At 51.5% G+C, this 846-nt stretch carries 1 protein-coding gene; it reads left to right on the top strand.

Translation table 11 applies throughout. The features are described from left to right. A partial coding sequence (locus J7438_RS26190) for a hypothetical protein (protein ID WP_209278962.1) occupies positions 1–846 on the top strand: 846 nt, incomplete at both ends.

Below are 846 nucleotides of genomic sequence, written 5' to 3'. Positions count from 1 at the left end.
CACCAATATTTCCTCTATGTGTTCCTCTAAAGGCTTACCGAAAGATCAGGACGTGAAGGCCTTCCTGACCCTGCCCTGCTTGAAAGAGGGCTGGCAGGAGGGCAAAGACGAGGACGTTAAGGGCAAAAAACCGCTCGACCGGGAACTGGTCACCAATATTTCCTCCATGTGTCATGGCAAAGGCTTACCGAAAGATCAGGACGTGAAGGTCTTCCTGGCGCTGCCCTTCTTGAAAGAGGGCTGGCAGGAGGGCAAAGACGAGGACGTTAAGGGCAAGCCACTCGACCGGGCACTGGTCACCAATATCTCCTCCATGTGTTCTTCTAAAGGCTTACCGAAAGATAAGGACGTGAAGGCCTTCCTGACCCTGCCCTGCTTGAAAGAGGGCTGGCAGGAGGGCAAAGACGAGGACGTTAAGGGCAAACTGCTCGACCGCGCACTGGTCACCAATATTTCCTCCATGTGTCATGGCAAAGGCTTACCGAAAGATCAGGACGTGAAGGCCTTCCTGACCCAGCCCTGCTTGAAAGAGGGCTGGCAGGAGGGCAAAGACGAGGACGTTAAGGGCAAACCGCTCGACCGCGCACTGGTCACCAATATTTCCTCCATGTGTAATGGCAAAGGCTTACCGGAAAAGACGAAAGTGCAAGCCTTTATTCAATGGCTACCCCCGGATGAAAAGAAGAGTATTCTGACACTTTCTTGCCGCATATTTGCAGGCTTTGGAGTACCCTCAGGAGAAAAACTGACTGATAATGAGCACAAACTCCGCCAATGTCTTAAACAGCAAGGTTATTCTACGGACATTGGAGGCGACAGCAGTGATGAAGAAGATGAACTTTTAGA

Source organism: Thalassotalea sp. G20_0 (genome assembly GCF_017744175.1).
GTDB lineage: Bacteria > Pseudomonadota > Gammaproteobacteria > Pseudomonadales > Endozoicomonadaceae > Endozoicomonas.
Note: the sequence above shows the minus strand (reverse complement) of the source record. Positions and strands in the feature narration are given on the sequence as shown.